The sequence below is a fragment of the Grimontia sp. NTOU-MAR1 genome (genome assembly GCF_035758505.1).
GTDB lineage: Bacteria > Pseudomonadota > Gammaproteobacteria > Enterobacterales > Vibrionaceae > Enterovibrio > Enterovibrio marinus.
Map to the genome: position 1 here is coordinate 1,619,569 of NZ_CP142108.1, position 18,235 is coordinate 1,637,803.

Below are 18,235 nucleotides of genomic sequence, written 5' to 3' on the forward strand. Positions count from 1 at the left end.
AGGTGAAACGATGTCTCAGAACACCGTTTTTTGTTCTTCAAAAACGATTCTCGCGCTCGACTTCGATTTCAGCTCGTTGCAGCTATTACAGAAATAGCTGGTCGCCCCACAAGCCTGAAGCTTTTCCAATAGCGCGCGGCAAGTGGCACAAAACGCCTGTTTTATAAAACTTTTCTCGCAGGTTTCACAACGGTAAGTGCCGTTGTCCCACACCAAGTCACGTTCGCAATCAGGGCAATTATTTCCCATTAAGGTTTCCTTAGCTTTGACTTCGCAGTTTTTTGGTCAAAGGATGCACAATGATCCTTTTGCCGTTATTCTAACCCTTAGATGCTGGCAAAACGAGCAGCCTAGTGCTGGATCCTATAAAGATCGTCAGATCGCAGCGATTATGGGATCCGATCAGCGATCACCCCCTAAAAAAATATTTATCAATACAACCCCCGAAAGCATAAGTTACATGTTCTGCATATGGACTTTAAAAAGGATAAAGTATTTCAATATTATTAAAAAATCATCTTGTTCGATATTTTATAAATTATAGGAGTTATAGTAGCCGCGTAATAATTCGCCTTTCCTTCCTAGAACGATATTTCACGCCTAATTGCTTATTTTTTGTGACAAAGATCATCTAAACTCCATCATTCGACGGTCAGATCAGACTGAATTAGCGGTCAATCAGCCGTACCTGAGAGACTGTATTGAGGCTAACTGCTCAAATTACGGGCGGGAAATACGGAAAGATGACACTTTTGTCTAAATTACATGGGCTGTTATTCAACCTTCATGTATCCGGATACAATCCGTTTTTTACGAGCGTAAAAAAGCCGACCCTGAGGTCGGCTCTTAGTATTTAGTGGCAGAGAGTTACTTTTTGCCGCGAGTTTTCACCATGTCCATCAGACGCTTACGTTGGCGCGCCTGAGAAATGGTAAGCTTCTCTTTCTTACCTTCAAACGGGTTCTCGCTGTTCTGGAACTGAATACGGATAGGTGTACCCATGATTTCCAGAGACTTACGGTAGTAGTTCATCAGATAACGCTTGTAAGAATCAGGCAGCTCTTTCACCAGGTTTCCGTGAATAACGAAAATCGGTGGGTTGTAACCACCCGCATGTGCATACTTCAGCTTCACGCGACGGCCACGGATCATCGGTGGCTGGTGATCGTCCTGTGCCATGCTCATGATGCGTGTCAGCATCGCGGTGCTGATTCTCTTGGTCGCAGACTCATACGCTTCCTGAATCGACTCGAACAGGTGACCCACACCTGTACCATGCAATGCAGAGATAAAGTGAATCCGGGCGAAATCAACAAAGCCAAGACGACGGTCAAGCTCTGACTTCACACGCTCTTTCACCTCGCTGTCCAGACCATCCCACTTGTTTACAGCGATGACGATCGAACGACCTGCGTTCAATGCAAAGCCCAGCAGGCTCAAATCCTGATCCGAAATGTTCTCGCGCGCGTCGATGACCAGAAGAACAACGTTAGAGTCTTCGATCGCCTTTAGTGTCTGAATAACGGAGAACTTCTCCACTTTCTCGTTAACACGCTTACGGCGACGAACACCTGCAGTATCGATGATCACATACTCACGGCCATCACGCTCCATTGGAATGTAGATCGAATCACGTGTTGTGCCTGGCATGTCGTAAACTACCACGCGATCTTCGCCAAGAATACGGTTGGTCAGGGTCGATTTACCGACGTTTGGACGACCAATAATGCCGAATTTAATTGGAAGGTTGCGCAGACGCTCCAAAGCAGTTTCTGCATCTTCCTCGGTCAGATCTTTATCTTCGTCTTCTGCATCTTGCTCGCCAGTCAGATCGACCAAGCCTTCTTGATCTTCACCTTCTTCGTTCGCGAGTTCTTCCGCGAACGGCTTCAGTGCACGGTCGATCAAAGCGAGTACACCACGACCATGTGCGGCTGCAATCTGGTACATGTCTGGCATGCCCAGTTGCCAAAATTCTGCACTGGCTGCGTCTGCATCAATGCCATCAACTTTGTTGACGACAAGGAAGGTTTTCTTCTCACGGCTACGCAGATGATGTGCAATCGCTTCATCAGCAACGGTCAGGCCCGCTCGGCCATCAACCATAAACAGCACAACATCGGCTTCTTCAATCGCTGCCAGTGATTGCTCAGCCATCTTAGTTTCTACACCTTCTTCGGTACCGTCGATACCACCGGTGTCCACCACGATGAACTCATGCTCACCCAGCATAGCTTTTCCGTACTTACGATCCCTGGTCAAACCCGGAAAATCGGCAACGAGCGCATCGCGCGTCCTTGTTAGCCGGTTAAAGAGTGTCGACTTCCCCACATTAGGACGCCCCACCAGGGCTACTACAGGAATCATACTGACCTCTTAAAATCTCAAATTCATTAATAACAGCGGCTCCTGACCGGTCAGGATCAGGAGCCGAATAATTGATAAGCAACTGTTTTTACAATATTTGCTTTTTACTTATTGTGCCGTCACGGCTAATGACGATGTAGCCTTCATCGACCTTCAGCGGGCTCACAGCAAATCCACTGTCATCCAACTGTTGCTGCGCTACAAACTCGCCCGAGTTAGGGTCCATCCAATGCAGATAACCTTCTGCATCGCCAACCACAACATAACCGGAGATCGCAACCGGTGCCGTCAGCTGACGGTATTCCAAATCACGGTTCTGCCAAAGCTCAGTACCACTGCGTGCATCTACTGCAACAACATGGTCTTTATCGGTGATAAGGAACAGATAGCTGCCCACTACCAAAAAGTCAGTCGATGAACTGTAAGTACGTTTCCACGCAGGGCGACCTGAACGCAGGTCAATCGCAACCAACTGGCCATTGTAACCCACCGCGTAAAGCAGTGCGCCGTCAATCACAGGTGTTGCATCAACATCAACAAGGCGGTCGATTTCAGTAGCACCTTTCGGACTCGCAATCGGCTGTTGCCAGATGATGTTGCCGTTTTCAACGAAAGCAGCACCCAGACGGCCGTTTGCCATTCCCCAGAACACACCACCTGACGTTGATACCGGAGAGCTGTCTCCACGCAATGTCAGGTTTGGCAGGTCAGTAGAAATACGCCAGCGTTCTTCACCCGTTTCTGCATCAAACGCAGCCAGCTCACCACGGCTGGTGTTAACGATCACCAGACTTTCATCTGCCAAAGGCTTAGAAAGGATTTCGCCACCTGCGTTGCTACGCCAAACGGTTTCTCCGGTTTCTTCGTCCAACGCAATCAACGCACCGGTTTCGGTCCCCAAGTAGATCTTACTGTAAGAGGCTGTCAGACCACCGGAGATCAGTGCGGCAGCATCTTCACCGAGATCGACACTCCAAAGGGTCGAACCGGTTTCAGTATCCATCGCTTTAACCACACCTTGGCGATCAGCAGCAAACACTTTGCCATAAGCCTCTACAGGAGACAGGTTGCTGAAATAATTTCCAACACCGTCTCCAACACTCGACTTCCAAACCTGAGTTGGAGTGAATTCGCTCTCAACCACTGGCACGGGTGCCATTTGGATGGAATCCTCCTCACCCGCACAGCCAATCAGCAGTGTTCCCAGCAAGGCTGCTGCACCAACACGTTTCCATCCCATACGCATCATACTCAGGCCTTATTGAGACAGGTTGTCCAGTTTCATCTGAACAACAGGGTTGGTCGCTGCTGCAATGGAAGCGGCATAAGCAGAACGTGCTGCCGCGGTGTCGCCTTTACGCAGTTCAATATCGCCACGAAACTCTTCAACCTGTGCTTTCCAGCTTTCCGCCGTTACGCTGTTCAATTGTGTCAGCGCAGCATCGTAGTTACCAAGCTCTGCTTCAACACGTGCCAAGCGAACTGTCGCCAGTGTTTTCAGTGTTTCGTCTTTTGAGGACTGCACTTTACGCAGTTGCTCAGCCGCCTTGATTAGATCGCCCGCATCAACAAACGACTTCGCCAATTGCAGCTCAAGCAGGGTCGCGTAAGAGCCTTCATTATCACCGATAAAAGCTGTCGCTTTCTCTTCCGCCTGCGCATCGCCTGCAACCAGTGCGCTTACTACTTGTGTGTACGCTTCTGATGCCTGCTCACGGCTGGTTTCCATTTCCGATTGGTAATAACGCCATCCATAAAGGCCGCCCAAACCGATTACTGCGCCGAGGACAACGGCTTTGCCGTTATCCCGCCACCACTTTTTAATCGCTTCGACTTGTTGTTCTTCTGTGGTGTAGACGTCCACGTTTTGTCCTCTCTTAAACTCGTTGAGCCAGTTTATCGGCTACTTCATCCTGAGAAATGGTCAGCTGTTCGCCGCCTTTAAGATCTTTGAAGGTTACTTGGTTGTTAGCGACTTCATCTTCGCCAAGTACCAAAGCCACCGACGCACCGACTTTGTCAGCGCGTTTGAATTGCTTCTTAAAGTTACCGCCGCCAAAGTGGGTCATTACGCGCAGACCTGGAACCAGCTCACGCAGTTTCTCAGCCAGTTGCATGCCCGCTACCAGCGTGCCTTCACCTGCAGTGACCATGTATACGTCAACCGCAGGACGGGTTTCATCAAGCTCCAGTGTCTCCATCAGAAGTACCAGACGCTCAACACCCATCGCAAAGCCCACTGCCGGGGTTGCTTTACCGCCCAGTTGCTCGACAAGACCGTCATAGCGGCCACCGCCGCAAACGGTACCCTGAGAGCCTAGACTTTCAGTAATCCACTCAAATACAGTGCGGTTGTAGTAGTCCAGACCACGAACCAGTTTTTCGTTTACCGTGTATTGGATGCCAGCCGCGTCCAACAGTTCACAAAGACCTGTAAAATGTTGTTTTGATTCTTCATCCAGATACTCTGAAAGCTTTGGTGCATCAGTCAGTACCGCTTGAATATCTGAATTTTTGGTATCCAGAACACGTAGAGGGTTGGTATGCATTCGGCGCTTGCAATCTTCATCCAGAATCGCTTCATGCTGCATCAGGAACGCAACCAACGCTTCACGATAGTTAGCACGTGCTTCCAACGAACCGATAGAGTTCAGTTCCAGACGGACATGCTCATGAATACCCAGCTTACGCCAAAGGCGTGCGGTCATCATGATCAGCTCAGCGTCAACGTCAGGACCATTCAAACCAAACACTTCCACACCAAACTGGTGGAACTGACGGTAACGACCTTTCTGTGGACGCTCGTGACGGAACATTGGGCCAACGTACCACAGGCGTTGTTCTTGATTGTACAGCAGACCGTTTTCAATACCGGCGCGAACGCAGCCTGCCGTGCCTTCAGGACGTAGTGTCAGGCTATCACCGTTGCGATCCTCAAAGGTGTACATTTCTTTCTCAACCACATCGGTCACTTCACCAATCGCGCGGCTAAAAAGATGAGTCATTTCCACGATCGGCATGCGCACTTCGCTGTAACCGTATGCGCTGATAACGTCTTTAACAGTGCCTTCCACTTTTTGCCAAAGTGGAGACTGTGTTGGGAGGCAATCGTTCATGCCTCGGATTGCTTGAATAGTTTTTGCCACGTTAACTCTCGTAACCGATCTGTTTGTTCTAGCTAAGTAAGCGCGCTGCGCTTACTCTTGTGTGTTCACGTCAATGCGGTTGTTCTCATCCAGCATTGCCGCTTTCGCCCGGATCTTCGCTTCTAGCTGATCGATCAGGTTGTCGTTTTCAAAACGTTCTTTCTGGCGTTTGCCATCATCGTAATACGCACTGCGCTTGTTACCACCAGCAACGCCAATGTGCGAAACTTCAGCTTCACCTGGGCCGTTAACCACACAGCCAATCACTGATACGTCCATCGGGACGACAACGTCTTCCAGACGCTGTTCCAGTGCGTTTACGGTGCCAATCACATCAAACTCCTGACGGGAGCAGGTAGGACAGGCAATAAAATTCACGCCACGTGAACGGATACGCAGCGATTTTAAAATATCGAAACCGACTTTGATTTCTTCTACTGGATCCGCTGCCAATGAGATACGCAGGGTATCACCAATGCCTTCGCTTAGCAGCATGCCAAGGCCAACCGCTGATTTCACCGAACCTGCACGCGCACCACCTGCCTCAGTGATCCCAAGGTGCAGAGGTTGATCAATGCGTTTTGCCAGTTGACGGTAAGATTCAACGGCCAGGAATACATCCGACGCCTTCACACTCACTTTGAACTGGTCAAAGTTCAGGCGATCCAGAATATCAACATGGCGCATCGCCGATTCAACCAGAGCTTCCGGAGTTGGCTCACCATATTTTTCCTGAATATCACGCTCCAGCGAACCACCATTCACGCCAATGCGGATAGGAATATTCTTGTCACGCGCTGCATCAACAACAGAGCGGATGCGTTGTTCGTTACCAATGTTGCCAGGGTTAATACGAAGACAATCAACGCCGTATTCTGCCACCTTAAGGGCAATACGGTAGTCAAAATGAATATCAGCAACCAAAGGTATTGAACACTGTTGTTTAATCAGTTTGAACGCTTCAGCAGCATCCATAGTCGGTACAGAAACACGTACGATATCTGCACCCACTTTTTCCAGTGCTTTTATTTGCGCAACCGTCGCTTCCACATCAGTTGTGCGGGTATTTGTCATTGATTGAACTGCGATCGGAGCGCCATCGCCAATTGGCACGTCACCCACATAAATACGCGTAGACGGACGACGTTTAATAGGAGATTCGGTATGCATTAGGTGTACTCTGGATTACTTCGGAAGGCTCAAACGCGCTACCCGTCCTGATGGGTAGCCACTCAGATCAACGTTCTTGCCGTTGTAGGCAAGACTCACAGTAGCTGGTGCACCCAGCACCAACTTAAAGGGAGCTTCACCGGATAGTTCAACGGTTTCGCCCGCAGATTTTATCCCTGTCAACAGACGTTTGCCAGTAGCGTCGCGGATATCGACCCAGCAGTCGCCACTGAATGACATGGATAATGTAGGTTCAGTAACAATAGGTGTCGATACAATTTCTTCAATCTGAACAGGTTCTTCAATCACAGGCGCGGTTTCAGCCACTAGCGGTTGCTGAGGTGTGGCTTCTGACTCAGTAACCGCTGCCACGACAACTTCTGGTGAAGCATCAGCGACCGTTTCTTCCACCACATTATTTGTGCCTTCGGTATCTGTCAGCGCCGGCGCAATGCTATCTGTCACATCCTGAACCTGCTCGCCTTCAATACTCTCTCCAACATTATTAGCCGCAGGCGCTTCTTCTGTGAGAGAGGCTAGCAAACTGCTGCCTTCTGGTAGCGAAAGAAGTGGATCGTTTTGTTGGTTTTGCCACCACCAAAATGCTGTCAGCCCAACCACGACGGCCAGAATCACCCAAGTCAGCCCCATCACGCGGCTGTCATGCTGATCACGACGTGTTTTGCGCGAGAAGCTTTGCATCTTCTGCACATTGTCTTCTGCTTCGGGTGCAGGCTTAAACGTGTGCATGATCTCGTCTGCATTCACACCAACCAGTTTGGCGTAAGAACGAATATAACCACGTGTAAACGTGGTTATCTTTTCTTCATCGCAGCAATTTTCTTCTAAGTCTTGAATGACGGAAACACGAAGTCTGAGGCGGTCAGCCACATCCTGATCGGACAGCCCCATTGCCTCTCTAGCCTGTCGCAATACCGTTCCCGGATGTCTCGACTCAAGCTCAAACAGCTGTTCTTCGTTTTGTTCAGTATTCATTCGTTATGTACTGTCTATATTCTTTTGATTCCGGAAACTTGTTGGCCAACAGGTTTGCGTAACGCTCCACTTCCTTTGGCCGTCCAGCTTTGTTTTCCAAGTCAGTCATTATTAACAGCGTTGCAGGCTTATAGCCATAGCGTTTGTGAAAATGAAAAAGACGGATCCTCGCTTGATTCAGCTCATCGTCTTCCACTTCCATACGGGCGAGTTTTACAGAAGATAAAGGCCTGTTCGGCTCATGGTCAATGGCTTTAGCGAACCATACTTTCGCATTATCCCTACTCCCCGCTTTCATTGCACAGAGTGCGGCGTTTTCATAACTACCGGATAACTTGTAATAGTATGGCTGCTCAATCGCCTTCGCAAACGCCCGTTGCGCTTCGTTATACCGTTGCTGTCGGCATAAGAAGACACCGTAATTGTTCTGAACGTCACCATTTTTTGGTGAGTGACGTAACGCTGTTTTGTATTGCTGTTCTGCTTGGTCATACTCGCCGACTTCCTGAAGATAGTAGGCGAAACTAATAAGAGAGCGATAGTAAGTAGGTGCAAATTGCACCGCTGTTTCAAGATTTTTCCTCGCTCGCTCCCATTGTCCTGCCTTTAAATAGGCAAGACCAAGCGAAATTCTGGACTCGGCTGCGTCAATGCTATCAAACTTCGCGTTATTTTGCTTCTCCGTTACTGTGACACAACCAGCTAATAATCCCATCAAGAACAGAGCGCTAAGCGTCCTTGCCATTATCCCATCCTAATCAGTCTGACAAATCAGACTGATTTAACTGGGATTTGTTCCTCAACGTTCAGTCTGCTCTGCGTGCGTTTGGTACGGTCAATAACATCGCCAACAAGCTGACCACAAGCTGCGTCAATGTCATCGCCACGGGTTTTACGAACGATAACCGTGTAGTCATATTGCATCAGTGTTTTCTGGAAACGGTCGATACGAGAGTTACTCGGCTTCTTATATGGTGACCCAGGATAAGGGTTAAAAGGAATCAGGTTTATCTTCGCAGGCGTATCTTTTAGCAGCTCTGCGAGTTGGCGCGCATGCTCCATATCATCGTTAACGTGATCGAGGAGAATATATTCTACGGTGACACGTCCGCGGTTCGCATTTGAAGACGCTATATAGCGACGTACAGACGCCAAAAACGTATCAATATCATAGCGATCATTGATTGGCATGATTTGGCTGCGTAGCTCATCTGTAGGGGCATGAAGAGAGATTGCCAGCGCTACATCGATCTTGCCTGCCATCTGATCCAGACCAGAAACCACCCCTGACGTTGATACGGTGACACGGCGTTTTGACAGGCCGTAAGCAAGATCATCCAGCATCAGATTCAGCGCAGGGATAAGGTTTTTCATGTTCAGAAGCGGTTCACCCATGCCCATCATCACCACGTTGGTAATTGGACGTCGGCCAGTCTCTTTTTCCACACCGATTTCTTTCGCTGCACGCCAAACCTGTCCAATGATTTCAGACACTTTCAGGTTACGGTTAAAGCCCTGCTGCGCGGTAGAGCAGAATTTACAATCCAACGCACAACCAACCTGAGAAGACACGCATAAGGTCGCACGATCGTCTTCAGGAATATAAACAGTTTCTACATCCTGGTTACCAACACGCATAGCCCATTTAATGGTGCCATCAGAAGAATACTGAGCCGTGCTGACTTCCGGCGCGCTGATTTCGCAGCGCGCTTTCAGTTTTTCACGAAGCTTTTTGTTGATGTTGTTCATCTGATCAAAATCATCAACACCGAAATGGTACATCCACTTCATGATCTGATCGGCTCGAAACGCCTTTTCGCCTAATTCTTCGGCGAAAAACGCGCGTAGCGCCTGTCGATCGAAATCCAGCAGATTGATTTTTTCTGTTGTCATCAGATTGCCTCGTGAACAAATAAAAACAGGTATAGCCTTAAATCAAGGCGCGAAATTGTACAGTCTTTGTGATCGGGATTCCACCTGTTACTTATAGGACTATTTTACGTCAGAAATGAAAAAGGAGAGCCTGGGCTCTCCTTTTGTCTTATCTATGAACCGATTATAGGGTACGAGGGCAAATCTCATCACCGGCGAAAAAATAAGCAATTTCTCGTTCTGCTGAAGCCGTGCTGTCAGAACCGTGCACTGAGTTAAAACGCATGCTCTCGGCAAAGTCCGCACGCAGTGTGCCACACGCCGCTTCTTCCGGGTTTGTTTTACCCATCAGCTCACGGTATCGCGTAATCGCGTTTTCACCTTCCAGAACCTGCACGGTAACCGGACCTGAAGTCATGAACTCAACCAAACCGTCATAAAATGGCTTGCCTTCATGCTCGGCATAAAAACCTTGTGCCTGCTCTTTAGTCAGGTGAAGCATTTTTGCTGCAACAATTTGCAGTCCAGCCGCTTCAATACGCTGATAGATCGCGCCAATCAGATTGCGTTTTACTGCGTCGGGCTTAACGATTGAAAATGTGCGCTCAATAGTCATTCTATCTTCCTTTTATATTTATTCAGATAGCGGCATTAAGTACCAGTATCTGTTTGTATTTACAAAAATAGCCTACCAGAGCGCAATGCCAGACCCCACCCTGACATTGCGGAAGCGTTAACTGTGTTGTCAAAACACTTAACTTTTGTAGCGATTACTGGCTTGACTCATCCATCAGAATACGCGCGAGGGTTTTCACCCCCATACCGGTTGCGCCCACAGACCACTTGTCACTTGGTGTTTTGCGGTACGTGCCGGAGCAATCCAGGTGGATCCAACCTTCTTTGTAATTATCGACGAAGTACGACAGGAATGCCGCTGCTGTGCTTGCACCCGGTGAGTATTGACCACCGCCCACGTTTGCAAGATCGGCGAAGTTGGAGGGCAACATTTGGCGGTGGAATTCTGCCAGTGGTAATTGCCACATGCCTTCATTTTCTGACTCTGCTGCAGACAGACAACGCTGGGAAAGCGCCTTATCAAAGCTGAACAGAGCGTGGTAGTCATTTCCTAATGCAGCCTTAGCAGCGCCGGTCAAGGTAGCACAATCAATAGTCAGCGCCGGGCTGAATTTGTTTGCGTAAAGCAGGCCATCCGCCATCACCAAACGACCTTCGGCATCTGAGTTAAGTACCTCAACCGTCACACCGTTTTTGTAGGTAATAATGTCACCCAGCTTGTAAGCATTACTGGAAATCATGTTTTCTGCACAGCACAGAATTAATTTCACTCGCTTGTTCAGACCTTGCGCAACCGCCAGTCCAAGTCCACCGGTCGCCATGGCAGCGCCGCCCATGTCTGCTTTCATTGAGTCCATGAAGGCAGATTGCTTGATGCTGTAGCCGCCGGAATCAAAGGTAATGCCTTTGCCGACAATACAAGCAAACACTTCTGCGTCTTTGTCACCGGTTGGGTTGTAATCAAGCTGCAGCATCGCAGGTTTGCGCGCTGAACCACGGCCTACGGTGTGAGTACCCACCCAACCTTGCTCAAGCAGGTCTGCGCCGGAAACAATCTTGTAACTCACATGCTCAGGGTTAGGTGCCTGAGATTTAATGAACTCACCGGCTCGTACTGCCAATTGTTGAGGACCTACCTCTTCTGCGGTTTCATTGATGATCTGGCGAACCCAATCAGTAGCCACCATGCGTTCGTTCAGCACTTTCTGATCAGCATCTTCCAACTCTGCGTCGAAAGCAAAACCTGGCTTAGGACCACGTAGTCCTTGGTAAAAAGCCCATGCGGTTTCCAAATCCCAGCCATCACCGACCAGAGATACTTTGCGAATACCTTGCATATCAAGCTTACGGGCCGCTTGCTGTACTGGCGTGAGTTTGTAGTCACCTGAGGCGTGGACAATAGCGCCTTGCTGATTGAAAGAAACCAGTGCATTGGCACCCCAAGCTTCATCAGCTGCTTCTTGTGATAGCGTGATACGCATTTTGTCAGTCATGCTGAACTCCTTTTAACTGTCACCCCACGCATCGTTGCGGAGCGTAAAATTCGGGCTGATTTTTCTTTCAGAATACGCCATCTTTATGACGATTTATCTGAATCGCTCCAAATAGCCTGCTCATCAGAGAAACAGCTCAATTTGGAGATAAAACAAAGCGGGCAACATGCCCGCTTGAATAGTCTCAATCTGCCTGCTTTACTGGCGTAAAACAAGGGCTTTAATCCATTTCTTCCATCCAGCACAGGATGATTGCCTCTAAGATCTTCTCATTGGAGCGATTTGGGTCGTCTGAGAAGTCTTCAAGCTCCGTCACCCAACGGTGCAAGTCGGTAAAGCGCACCGTTTTCGGATCGGTTTCAGGGAATTTTTCTACCAGCTCGATCGCGATATCTCGCGAATCAGTCCATGTCAGGCTCATAGTTTTTGCTCCCTTATCAGATTAGTGATTTTCTGCAGCGTGGTTTAGGGTATAACGCGGAATTTCTACCACCAGATCTTCATCAGCCACTTTTGCCTGACAGCCCAAGCGTGACTCAGGCTCCAGACCCCATGCTTTATCCAGCATGTCGTCTTCCAGCTCATCGCTTTCATCCAGAGAATCAAATCCTTCACGGATGACTACGTGGCAGGTCGTACAAGCGCACGACTTTTCACAGGCATGTTCAATCGCAATACCGTTACGCAGTGCAACGTCCAGCACAGTGTCACCGGTCTTTGCTTCCAACACCGCGCCTTCTGGGCAGAGATCCTGGTGTGGCAGAACAACAATCTTTGGCATGTTTAAACCTCGTCAATGGAATGGCCAGCCAGTGCTTCACGGATGGATTTGTCCATACGGCGTGAGGCAAACTCCTGACTCGCTTTATCTGTATCTTTGATGCCTTGTTCAATGGCTGCGGCATCGTCACCGTTACGGAGCGCAATCAGCGCTTCAATCGCTTTCACCAGCGCTTGCTGCTCTTCGTCAGACAACAGCGCTTCGCCGTCTGCTTGCATCGCAACCAGCAGACCTTCAATCACACGATCGGCTTCAACACGTTGCTCCGCCAGGTAACGGGCGTCTTTATCTTCCTGCGCATGGGTGAACGACGATTTGATCATATCGGCAATTTCGGTGTCGCTCAGGCCGTAAGACGGTTTCACCTGAATCGATGCCTGCACCTCGGTGCTCTTTTCCATCGCTGTCACGGATAGCAGGCCATCGGCGTCAACCTGGTAAGTCACGCGAATATGCGCTGCGCCTGCAGCCATTGGTGGAATGCCTTTCAGGGTAAAATCCGCCAGCGAACGACAATCATCAACCATTTCGCGTTCGCCCTGAAGCACATGTACCTTCATGCCTGTCTGACCGTCTTTGAAGGTGGTGAACTCCTGCGCACGTGCAACCGGGATGGTGGTGTTGCGCGGAATGATTTTCTCTACCAGGCCACCCATTGTTTCAATCCCCAAAGACAGTGGGATCACGTCCAGCAACAGCATTTCACCATCTGGCTTATTACCGACCAGAATGTCTGCCTGTGTGGCAGCACCAATGGCAACCACTTTGTCCGGATCAATATTGGTCAGCGGCGTGCGGCCAAAAAACTCTCCCACTTTTTCGCGAACCAGTGGTACGCGGGTAGACCCCCCCACCATCACCACTTCCAGCACTTCTTCAGCAGAAACGCCAGCATCTTTCAGTGCGCGGCGACAAGACAACAGAGTTTTCTTTACTAGAGCGCCAATAAGATCGTCGAACTGTTCGCGACTCAATGTGCCTTTCCAGTCCAGCACATCAATATCTACGACATCGCTTGCGCTCAAAGCAACTTTTGTGCTGTTTGCGGCATTCATCAAACGCGCGCGGTCATCACCGGAAAGCGCCCCAAATCCTGCCTGATCGGAAATCCAATCTGCAATCAGGTGGTCAAAATCGTCACCACCCAGTGCTGAATCACCGCCCGTAGCCAGCACTTCAAACACGCCTTTTGAAAGACGGAGAATAGAGATATCGAAGGTACCGCCGCCAAGATCGTATACCGCAATCACACCTTCCTGACCGGAATCCAGACCGTAAGCAATCGCGGCAGCTGTTGGCTCGTTAAGAAGGCGAAGTACTTTAAGACCAGCAAACTTTGCGGCATCTTTGGTTCCTGCGCGCTGCGCATCATCAAAGTAAGCTGGAACGGTAATAACCACACCTTCCAATTCGCCACCCAACGCTTCTTCTGCACGCGCATTCACGGCACGGAGGATATCCGCAGAAACTTCGATTGGGTTTTTCTTCCCTGCACGGGTGTTGAGCAGTGGTAAACCATTGTCAGAGGCAGACAGTTCATAAGGAAGTTTGGGATAACGCGATTGAACGTCAGCAAGTGAGCGGCCCATCATGCGTTTGACGGAAGAAACCGTGTTTGCGCTATCAGTTTCGGACATCGCTTTCGCTGCGTATCCGACTGTGACATTTTCACCATAATGAACCACAGAAGGGATCAGCGCTCGGCCGTCTAAATCATTGAGTGTGCTCGCGGTACCGCTGCGAACAGAGGCCACGAGGGTGTTAGTAGTCCCTAGGTCAATGCCCACCGCAAGCTTGTGTTCATGCGGTGCAGCACTCTGACCAGGTTCTGCAATTTGTAACAGTGCCATGTTGGTTCCTGTAGCCTGATCAGCGTACTGTGTTAACCCAGCAGCCGATCTTCGATTCGTTCGATTTCTTGTTTGAGTTTGACCAAGAACTTCAGCTTGCGGACACTTGTTGCCGCATCCTGCCAACGCCCGCCATTTAATTGTTCTTTCAATTCGGCCAGCAAGGCTTTATGGAGTTTCTCAACACCTTGTTCAAAGTCAAACAACAATACATCCGGCTCATCGCTGTCTGCAATCTCTTCCAGCTCTTCTCGCAGCTCCATTTGCTGCATTAAGAACTCAGGATCTTGCATGGTCTGCTGCTCATCGCGCAGTTCTACGCCATTGAGAGAGAGAAGGTATTCTGCACGGCGTACCGGATCGATCAGCGTTTGATAAGCGTCGTTGATTTGCGCAGCTTTCTGCACAGCAAGCAAGCGATCCTGCTCGGATGCAGTGGCAAATTTATCCGGATGGAAACGTCGTTGGAGTTCGCGAAACTGCGAAGAAAGAGAGCTACCATCTAGTTCAAACTGCGATGATAGCCCAAATAGTTCGAAATGATTCATATCATCTCACGAGTTAAACGTTAAAGCTTTCGCCGCAACCACACTCGCTGCTTACGTTAGGGTTATTGAACTGGAAGCCTTCGTTTAAGCCTTCTTTAGTAAAATCAAGCTCGGTACCATCTAAGTACAAGAGACTTTTACTGTCGACAATCACTTTTACGCCGTATTGCTCAAAGTCGAATACTTCATCTTCTTCCTGGAGCTCATCAACAAATTCCAGTACATAAGCCATTCCCGAGCAGCCTGACGTGCGAACACCCAAGCGAAGGCCGATGCCTTTTCCGCGGTTTTCCAAGAAGGTGCGAACGCGTAATGCCGCCGCGTCAGTCATAGTAATGGCCATATGTACAACAACCCTTTAAATCGTATTAAGCTTCGTGTTTTTTCTTATAATCGCTTACTGCTGCTTTGATAGCATCTTCCGCGAGAATTGAGCAGTGAACCTTCACAGGAGGAAGCTCCAGCTCTTCTGCAATTTCAGCATTCTTGATTGCCGCAGCTTCGTCCAGAGACTTGCCTTTCACCCACTCAGTGACAAGTGAGCTCGACGCGATCGCCGAACCACAACCGTAGGTTTTAAACTTCGCATCTTCAATGATGCCTTGCTCGTTTACCTTGATTTGCAGTTTCATCACGTCACCACACGCTGGTGCACCAACCATACCGCTACCTACGTTTGGATCGTTTTTGTCAAAACCACCCACGTTACGTGGATTTTCATAATGATCGATTACTTTTTCGCTGTAAGCCATGATCTTATCCTCAAAACCCTGAACCGCTTAGTGGTGTGCCCACTCTACAGTGCTTAAATCAATACCTTCTTTGTACATATCCCACAGTGGTGACATTTCGCGTAGCTTGGTCACCGCTTGGCGTACTTGTTCAACCGCGTAGTCCACTTCTTCCTCTGTCGTGAAACGGCCGAATGAGAAACGGATTGAGCTGTGTGCTAATTCGTCATCAAGACCCAGTGCACGAAGTACATACGAAGGTTCCAGGCTGGCAGATGTACATGCAGAACCCGAAGAAACAGCCAGATCTTTCAGCGCCATCAACAATGATTCACCTTCAACGAAAGCAAAACTCACATTTAGGTTTGATGCAACGCGCTGATCCAGATCGCCATTCACATAAACAGCTTCCAGATCTTTCACACCGTCGTAGAAACGGTTACGTAATGCCAGAGAATGCGCCGTGTCCTTCTCAAGTTCTTCTTTCGCGATACGGAAAGCTTCACCCATGCCTACGATTTGGTGAGTTGGCAGAGTACCAGAACGGAAACCGCGCTCATGACCACCACCGTGCATTTGCGCTTCTAGACGAATGCGTGGCTTACGACGAACATACAGAGCACCGATACCTTTAGGACCGTATGCTTTGTGCGCGCTCATCGAAATCAGGTCAACTTTGATTTCCTGAGTGTCCAGAGGCAGTTTGCCGATAGATTGCGCCGCATCAACGTGGAATACGACTTTACGCTCACGACACAGCTCGCCGATCGCAGCAATATCCTGAACCACGCCGATTTCGTTGTTCACGTGCATAATAGAAACAAGAATGGTGTCTTCGCGAATCGCGTCAGCCAGCTTGTTTAGATCGACAATACCGTTTGACTCTGGCTCAAGGTATGTCACTTCAAAACCTTCACGCTCCAGCTGACGGCATGGGTCCAATACAGCTTTGTGCTCAGTTTTACAGGTGATGATGTGCTTACCTTTCTTACCATAGAAATGCGCCACACCCTTAATTGCCAGGTTGTCAGATTCTGTTGCACCAGAAGTGAACACGATCTCTCGAGGGTCAGCGTTAAGGTAGTTGGCGATGTTTTCACGGGCAGTATCTACCGCCTCTTCCGCCTGCCAGCCAAAACGGTGCGAACGGGATGCTGGGTTACCGAAACAACCATCAAGGGTCAGGTACTGCATCATCTTTTCTGCAACACGCGGATCCACTGGGCATGTCGCTGAATAATCAAAATAGATTGGCAATTTCATTTGTGTCTCCAAGTACTCCGGCACATCTAACTACGAGCGAAAATTCACACCCAAAGTGGTGGCTGGCTTTTCACTGCCACTGGAGTTTAAACCATGCCTAACAATTGTTGAGGACTCAAGTGAGGAGTCCTGACGATCCGCGACATGCTTGACTTCGTTGTCTTGCATAAGTTCGCCAAGCGTAATGTCATTCAAAAAGCTGCTGATACGGGAGCTAAGGTCACGCCATAGCGTGTGCGTAAGGCAGCGTGTTCCGCCTTGGCAATCGCCTTTGCCCTGACACTTGGTCGCATCTACCGATTCATCAACAGCGGCAATCACCATGCCGACTGCAATTTCATTTGCATTAACACCGAGTCGATAACCGCCACCTGGACCACGTACACTAGACACCAAGCCTGCTTTACGAAGGCGGGAGAAAAGTTGCTCCAGATATGACAGAGAGATCCCTTGACGCTCTGAAATATCGGCGAGAGGCACAGGCCCCATCTCGGAGTGTAGCGCGACATCGAGCATCGCTGTGACGGCATATCTGCCTTTCGAAGTCAGTCTCATAACATCCTACCTGTGAGCGAGTAATGAAATGAGTCTGACATACCCGACTAAAGTGGTCAAGTATTTAACCTACCATTTTAGTCAGGCTTTTAACCACAATTTTAAAGTGGTCATCTTTACTTATCTTTGTGTTGTTTTTCAACTGATGACAGCACACCGCGAAGAATATTCAGTTCCTGACTTTCCGGTCTTGCACGGTTGAACAGGCGGCGTAATTTGGTCATCACCATGCCTGGGTGGGATTTATTGATAAAGCCCGTCGTCTCTAAAACCTGTTCAAGGTGAGCGTAAAAGCGCTCTAGATCTTCAGCCAATGGATAAGGTTGTTCTTTCACTTCCCCTTTATAAGCCTGACTATCAAGCCAAGCCATACGCGCTTCGTAACAAAGGGTCTGTACCGCCATAGCAAGGTTCAGCGAGCTGTAATCCGGATTAGCAGGAATAGCCACATGGAAGTGACACGCCTGAAGCTCATCGTTTGTCAGGCCGGTTCGTTCACGGCCAAAGACAAATGCCACTGGGTATTGGGCTGCTTCTTCAATCGCTTTTACGCCACACTCGCGGGAGTCCAGCATTGGCCATTCTAGCGAACGGTTACGGGCGCTGGTTCCGATCACCAGACCACAATCGGCAACCGCCTCTTCAACGGAATCAACGATACGTGCGTTGTTAGCAATATCACTGGCACCGGCTGCAAGCGCTATCGCTTGCCCATCGACTGTACATTCAGGAGCGACCAGTATCATGTGTTTCAGACCCATCACTTTCATTGCGCGAGCCGCCGAACCAATGTTGCCTGAATGCGTGGTACCCACCAGCACAATTCGAATATTTTCTAACATTTCGCTATCACTGAATTACTTTGAGGAAGAAAAACCGCCGGATTC

The 18,235-nt window shown here is 49.2% G+C and carries 20 protein-coding genes; all 20 read right to left on the reverse strand.

All coding sequences use genetic code 11. The annotated features are described in order from the left end of the window. Positions 1 to 15: 15 nt before the first annotated feature. Positions 16 to 249 (reverse strand): zinc ribbon domain-containing protein, encoded by a 234-nt coding sequence (locus VP504_RS07495; RefSeq protein ID WP_325893672.1) that lies wholly within the window; start codon positions 247 to 249, stop codon positions 16 to 18. A 618-nt stretch (positions 250 to 867) separates the two neighbouring features. After that, positions 868 to 2,367, reverse strand: coding sequence for a ribosome biogenesis GTPase Der (gene der / locus VP504_RS07500; protein ID WP_325893673.1), 1,500 nt, complete (start codon positions 2,365 to 2,367; stop codon positions 868 to 870). A gap of 88 nt (positions 2,368 to 2,455) precedes the next feature. Further along, a complete protein-coding gene (gene bamB, locus VP504_RS07505; protein WP_325893674.1) occupies positions 2,456 to 3,616 on the reverse strand; it encodes an outer membrane protein assembly factor BamB in 1,161 nt (386 codons plus the stop codon). Positions 3,617 to 3,625: 9 nt separating this feature from the next. Next, entirely contained in the window at positions 3,626 to 4,231 is a 606-nt protein-coding gene (locus VP504_RS07510) for a YfgM family protein (protein ID WP_325893676.1), read from the reverse strand. Between the two features lie 13 nt (positions 4,232 to 4,244). Beyond that, positions 4,245 to 5,513 (reverse strand): histidine--tRNA ligase, encoded by a 1,269-nt coding sequence (hisS, locus tag VP504_RS07515; protein WP_325893677.1) that lies wholly within the window; start codon positions 5,511 to 5,513, stop codon positions 4,245 to 4,247. Positions 5,514 to 5,564: 51 nt separating this feature from the next. Next, positions 5,565 to 6,683, reverse strand: a complete 1,119-nt coding sequence (gene ispG / locus VP504_RS07520) for a flavodoxin-dependent (E)-4-hydroxy-3-methylbut-2-enyl-diphosphate synthase (protein ID WP_325893678.1) — start codon at positions 6,681 to 6,683, stop codon at positions 5,565 to 5,567. Positions 6,684 to 6,698: 15 nt separating this feature from the next. Continuing rightward, complete coding sequence (gene rodZ, locus VP504_RS07525; RefSeq protein WP_325893680.1) at positions 6,699 to 7,679, reverse strand: cytoskeleton protein RodZ; 981 nt, start codon at positions 7,677 to 7,679, stop codon at positions 6,699 to 6,701. Next, the gene (gene pilW / locus VP504_RS07530; RefSeq protein ID WP_325893681.1) at positions 7,669 to 8,424 is read right to left on the reverse strand and encodes a type IV pilus biogenesis/stability protein PilW; all 756 of its coding nucleotides are present in this window, start codon (positions 8,422 to 8,424) and stop codon (positions 7,669 to 7,671) included. Before pilW ends, rodZ begins: the two co-directional genes overlap by 11 nt. Before the next feature lie 26 nt (positions 8,425 to 8,450). Then, a complete protein-coding gene (locus tag VP504_RS07535; RefSeq protein ID WP_325893682.1) occupies positions 8,451 to 9,572 on the reverse strand; it encodes a bifunctional tRNA (adenosine(37)-C2)-methyltransferase TrmG/ribosomal RNA large subunit methyltransferase RlmN in 1,122 nt (373 codons plus the stop codon). Between the two features lie 163 nt (positions 9,573 to 9,735). Further along, positions 9,736 to 10,167, reverse strand: a complete 432-nt coding sequence (gene ndk, locus VP504_RS07540) for a nucleoside-diphosphate kinase (RefSeq protein ID WP_325893683.1) — start codon at positions 10,165 to 10,167, stop codon at positions 9,736 to 9,738. A 154-nt stretch (positions 10,168 to 10,321) separates the two neighbouring features. Continuing rightward, complete coding sequence (gene pepB, locus VP504_RS07545; protein ID WP_325893684.1) at positions 10,322 to 11,620, reverse strand: aminopeptidase PepB; 1,299 nt, start codon at positions 11,618 to 11,620, stop codon at positions 10,322 to 10,324. Positions 11,621 to 11,840: 220 nt separating this feature from the next. After that, a complete protein-coding gene (iscX, locus tag VP504_RS07550) occupies positions 11,841 to 12,035 on the reverse strand; it encodes a Fe-S cluster assembly protein IscX (protein ID WP_198159482.1) in 195 nt (64 codons plus the stop codon). Positions 12,036 to 12,062: 27 nt separating this feature from the next. Further along, positions 12,063 to 12,401: an ISC system 2Fe-2S type ferredoxin gene (gene fdx, locus VP504_RS07555; protein WP_002536943.1), complete on the reverse strand. Its 339-nt coding sequence runs from the start codon at positions 12,399 to 12,401 to the stop codon at positions 12,063 to 12,065. 2 nt (positions 12,402 to 12,403) lie between these two features. Further along, the gene (hscA, locus tag VP504_RS07560; RefSeq protein ID WP_325893685.1) at positions 12,404 to 14,251 is read right to left on the reverse strand and encodes a Fe-S protein assembly chaperone HscA; all 1,848 of its coding nucleotides are present in this window, start codon (positions 14,249 to 14,251) and stop codon (positions 12,404 to 12,406) included. A 32-nt stretch (positions 14,252 to 14,283) separates the two neighbouring features. Then, a complete protein-coding gene (gene hscB, locus VP504_RS07565; protein WP_062708381.1) occupies positions 14,284 to 14,799 on the reverse strand; it encodes a co-chaperone HscB in 516 nt (171 codons plus the stop codon). Positions 14,800 to 14,812: 13 nt separating this feature from the next. Then, entirely contained in the window at positions 14,813 to 15,142 is a 330-nt protein-coding gene (iscA, locus tag VP504_RS07570; RefSeq protein WP_062708378.1) for an iron-sulfur cluster assembly protein IscA, read from the reverse strand. A gap of 25 nt (positions 15,143 to 15,167) precedes the next feature. Next, entirely contained in the window at positions 15,168 to 15,551 is a 384-nt protein-coding gene (iscU, locus tag VP504_RS07575; protein WP_062708375.1) for a Fe-S cluster assembly scaffold IscU, read from the reverse strand. A gap of 27 nt (positions 15,552 to 15,578) precedes the next feature. Continuing rightward, a complete protein-coding gene (locus VP504_RS07580) occupies positions 15,579 to 16,793 on the reverse strand; it encodes an IscS subfamily cysteine desulfurase (RefSeq protein WP_062708373.1) in 1,215 nt (404 codons plus the stop codon). A 30-nt stretch (positions 16,794 to 16,823) separates the two neighbouring features. Beyond that, positions 16,824 to 17,348, reverse strand: a complete 525-nt coding sequence (gene iscR / locus VP504_RS07585; protein ID WP_002536934.1) for a Fe-S cluster assembly transcriptional regulator IscR — start codon at positions 17,346 to 17,348, stop codon at positions 16,824 to 16,826. 116 nt (positions 17,349 to 17,464) lie between these two features. Further along, positions 17,465 to 18,190, reverse strand: coding sequence for a tRNA (cytosine(32)/uridine(32)-2'-O)-methyltransferase TrmJ (gene trmJ, locus VP504_RS07590; protein WP_325893686.1), 726 nt, complete (start codon positions 18,188 to 18,190; stop codon positions 17,465 to 17,467). Positions 18,191 to 18,235 lie beyond the last annotated feature (45 nt).